At 71.8% G+C, this 4,033-nt stretch carries 3 protein-coding genes; 1 reads left to right on the forward strand and 2 read right to left on the reverse strand.

The genetic code is table 11. The features are described from left to right. Positions 1 to 90: 90 nt before the first annotated feature. Entirely contained in the window at positions 91 to 1,269 is a 1,179-nt protein-coding gene (locus AB0L40_RS26970; protein WP_364361767.1) for a PilT/PilU family type 4a pilus ATPase, read from the reverse strand. Positions 1,270 to 1,426: 157 nt separating this feature from the next. Here AB0L40_RS26970 and AB0L40_RS26975 point away from each other — a divergent pair, with 157 nt between their 5' ends. After that, positions 1,427 to 2,365 (forward strand): hypothetical protein, encoded by a 939-nt coding sequence (locus AB0L40_RS26975; RefSeq protein ID WP_364361769.1) that lies wholly within the window; start codon positions 1,427 to 1,429, stop codon positions 2,363 to 2,365. A 64-nt stretch (positions 2,366 to 2,429) separates the two neighbouring features. Here the strand turns inward: AB0L40_RS26975 and AB0L40_RS26980 are convergent, their stop codons facing one another. Then, complete coding sequence (locus AB0L40_RS26980) at positions 2,430 to 3,533, reverse strand: sigma-70 family RNA polymerase sigma factor (RefSeq protein WP_364361771.1); 1,104 nt, start codon at positions 3,531 to 3,533, stop codon at positions 2,430 to 2,432. Positions 3,534 to 4,033 lie beyond the last annotated feature (500 nt).

Below are 4,033 nucleotides of genomic sequence, written 5' to 3' on the forward strand. Positions count from 1 at the left end.
CCCGGGGCACCGATCCGAAAATCACCCCAACGACGTGCCGCGGCTCGCCGTTCCCGCACGCACCACCAGAACGACTTCTTCAGCGGTCTTCTAGACGACCGGCAGCGCCGCCGGGGCCAGCGGGTCGCCGCCGATGGCGGCCGCGCTCCGGCGGGTCGCGTCGGCGACGTCGGCCATCGACGTGCCGGAGCGGCCGTCGGCGCGCAGCAGCAGGTCGAGGTCGTGCGGCCGCGCGGCGGCGCGCATCGCGTCGTCGCGGGTGACCACGCCGTCGAGCACGAACCGGCAGAGCGCCTGGTCGAACGTCTGCATCCCGTAGTGCCCGCCCTCGGCGATCACCGCGTTCAGCTCGCCCGTGCGGCCCGCGTCGCGGAGGATGTCCTTCACCAGGCCGGTGGCCCGGAGGATCTCGCAGACCGCCATCCGCCCCTTGCCCTCGGCCAGCGGCACGAGGCGCTGCGAGACGACGCCCTGCAGCGTCGTGGCGAGCATCTCGCGGATCTGGACGTGCTGGTGCGGCGGGAAGAAGCCGACGAGACGGCCGACGGCCTCGGCGGCGTCGATCGTGTGGACGGTCGAGAGGACGAGGTGGCCGGTCTCGGCGGCCGACAGGGCGGCGCGGACGGTCTCCTCGTCGCGGAGCTCGCCGATCAGGATGACGTCCGGGTCCTGGCGCAGGACGCGGCGGAGCGCCTGGCCGAACGACGCCGTGTCGCTGCCGACCTCCCGCTGGTTGATGACGGCGAGCCGGTCCTGGTGCAGCATCTCGATCGGGTCCTCGATCGTGACGACATGGCACGGCTTGGCGCGGTTGATCCGGTCGATCATGCCGGCGAGCGTCGTCGACTTGCCGGAGCCCGTGATGCCGGTGACGAGGACCAGGCCGCGCTCCTCGTCGGCGAGCTCCGAGATCGCCGCGGGCAGGCCGAGCTCCTCGAGCGACGTCGGGGCGTCGGGGACGACGCGGCAGACGATCGAGACGAGCCCGCGCTGGCGGAACGCGTTGACGCGCAGGCGCGCGACGCCCTCCTCGTGGTGGGCGAGGTCGAGCTCGTGGTCCTCGGCGAAGGTGCGCACGGCGTCCTCGGTCTTCAGCATCACGCGCAGGACGGCCTCGGTGTCCTCCGCGGAGCTGGGCGGCAGACCCGGCAGGATCGGGCGCAGGACGCCGTCGAAGCGACCGAGCGGAGGACGACCGACCTTGAGGTGGAGATCGGAGCCGCCACCCGCGACGAGGGCGGTCAGGCAGGCACGGAGGTCGATCGGCATGGTCGTGAGATCGACCGCTCCGCGCGCGTCCGCCAGCCGCACGGGCCGGCGTGGACGTTCGGCCGAGCGTCCTGGACCGCCGCGCGCGAGCCGGAAGCCCCCGGGAGCCCCTCCGACCGGTAGCGTTGACGCGCCAGTCCTCGCCCCCGGAGGCCCCATGTCACACCCCGTCCCGACGTCCTGCCCGCGCGCGTCCCGCCCGCGGTCCCTGCGCACCACCCTCGCGGCATCAGCCGGGATCGTCGCGGTCGCCGTGGCGACCGTCGGCCCCGTCACGTCGGCCACGGCCGCCCGCCGTCCCGCGACCGTGATCCACGGCGTCTGCCAGACGCGGAACCTCTGCACGGTCGATCCGCGGAGCGGGAAGGTGACGCGCGTGCTGAAGGGCACGGTCGGCGCACCGTTCCAGGGGGTCACCAGCACGGTGGACGGCCGGACGATCGCGTACGCGCGGGGCCGGCGGATCTACCGGGCCAACGGGCGTGCCAAGGGCGCCAAGCAGGTCGGCGGTGGGGCGATCCCGCTGATCAGCCCGAACGGCCGGACCGTCGCGTGGAAGACCGAGATCCAGGTCCAGCAATGCGACGCGTTCGGCGTCTGCCGGCAGGTGCAGACCCTGGCGCTGTTCCGCCGCAGCAGCGGCGAGGCGAAGCCGACGGTCGTCGAGGCCTTCCACCAGAGCGGCGGCTGGTGGGGCACCCGGCTCATCACCGCCGGGTCGCGGAACCACGACCTCGAGCTCCTCGACGGCGAGGGCGACCCGGTCCGTCCCGTGGTCACCGATCCGACCCGGGCGTTCGACGGCGTCGCGCTGGACCCGAAGGGCCGGCTCCTGGCGACCGCGTCCGAGCCCGTCGAGCAGCGGCCCCAGCGCTTCCGCGGGCGCATCGAGCTCTTCGACCCGGCGACGGCCGCGCGCGTCCGCACCCTGACCGACGGCACCGACGACGTCGTCGGCGGCTTCAGCCCCGACGGGACCCAGGTGGCCTTCAACCGCGGCAAGGACCTGTGGGTCGTCCCGACCAAGGGCGGCGCGGCCCGCCGCGTCGCGAAGGGCTTCGTCGTGACGGGCCCGTCCTGGTCCCGCGTCCGCTGACCGTCCCCGGAACGGCGAAGGGCGCCCCGCGGGGCGCCCTTCGGCGTGTTGCGATGCGGAGGGGCTACGCCACGTCCCGCAGCTTCTGCGCCTCGGCCAGCGACTGCAGCTTCTTCAGCGACTGGTTCTCGATCTGGCGGATCCGCTCGCGCGTGACGTTGAAGCGGTGGCCCACCTCGTCCAGCGTGCACGGCTTCTCGCCGCCGAGGCCGTAGCGCAGCTCGAGGACGCGGCGCTCGCGGTAGCTCAGGTTCTCCAGCGCCTCGCGGAGGTGCTCCTTGGTCAGGATCTCCGCCGCGCGCTCGTACGGCGACTCCGCACGCTCGTCGGCGATGAACTGCCCGAACTCGGACTCCTCCTCGTCACCGACCGGCTTCTCCAGCGAGACCGGGGCCTGGGCGGAGCGCTTGATCGACTCGACCTCCTCGGGGTCGATGCCGGTGACCTCGGCGATCTCCTCCGGGGTGGGCTCGCGACCGAGCTCCGTGACGAGCTTGCGCTCGGCGCGGCCGATCTTGTTGAGCTTCTCGACGACGTGGACCGGGATGCGGATCGTCCGCGCCTTGTCGGCCAGGGCGCGGGCGATCGCCTGACGGATCCACCACGTGGCGTACGTGGAGAACTTGAAGCCCTTGCGGTAGTCGAACTTCTCCGCCGCGCGGACGAGGCCCAGCGTGCCCTCCTGGATCAGGTCGAGGAACGGCAGGCCCTGGTTGCGGTAGTTCTTCGCGATCGAGACGACGAGGCGGAGGTTGGACTCCACCATCTTCTGCTTCGCGTCGAGGTCGCCGCGCTCGATCCGCTTGGCGAGGTCGACCTCCTCGGCGGCCGTCAGCAGGCGGACCTTGCCGATGTCCTTGAGGAACAGCTGGAGGCTGTCCGTCGTCATGTCGGGGCGGAGGTCCAGCGGGGTCGCGACGCGCTTCTTGCGCGTGCGCTTCTCCGGTGCCCGCTCCACCTGGTTGGCCGCGTGGGCCGGATCGATCTCGTCGACGAGCTCGATCTCGATCTTCTCGAGGTAGGTGTTCAGCTCCTCGACGTCGGAGTCATCGAAGTCCAGCTCGGCGATTGCCTTCTGGACCTCGGCGTGCGTCAGCACGCCGAGCGTCTGGCCCCGGTGGACCAGCGTCTTGACCTCTTCGAGTTCCTGGAGTTCGACTGCAGACATATATGAGGCGTCCCATCGGCGCCCCGCCGGGCCACGGCGGGACGGAAAATGCATAAGAGAAGAGGAGTGCGTCGGCCGTATCTCTTGATAGGCGCAAGCGGCCCAGGCTACCGACAGCGTTCCAGAAGTCTACCACGCCCGGAGGCCACCTCCCCGCGTACGAGAGGGCGGCAGCGCCGGGTGCGGCGTCGTCAGCTTCCAATACACCCGTAGCCCAGAAAAGATGCACCCTCTTCGACGAATCCGCACGCGAAACGCCCGTCGTGTGCGGTATCGCACGTGTCGACGCGTCCGACGGGTCCATGCGCCACCATCAGGGCACGATGGCCGACGCGGACGAGTCCCAGGACCAGGCAGCCCCCGAGGACGTGATGGGCAACCTGCCCGCCACGCGACCCGGCCGGCGCAGCACCCGCCCTCGTGGCACGGGCCGGACACGCGGATCTGGCGGTAGACCGGCTGCCAGTGCAGGCAGAGCGCGGCGTACGGGTTCTCGCGCA

Source organism: Patulibacter sp. NPDC049589 (genome assembly GCF_040675535.1).
Classification (GTDB): Bacteria; Actinomycetota; Thermoleophilia; order Solirubrobacterales; family Solirubrobacteraceae; genus Patulibacter.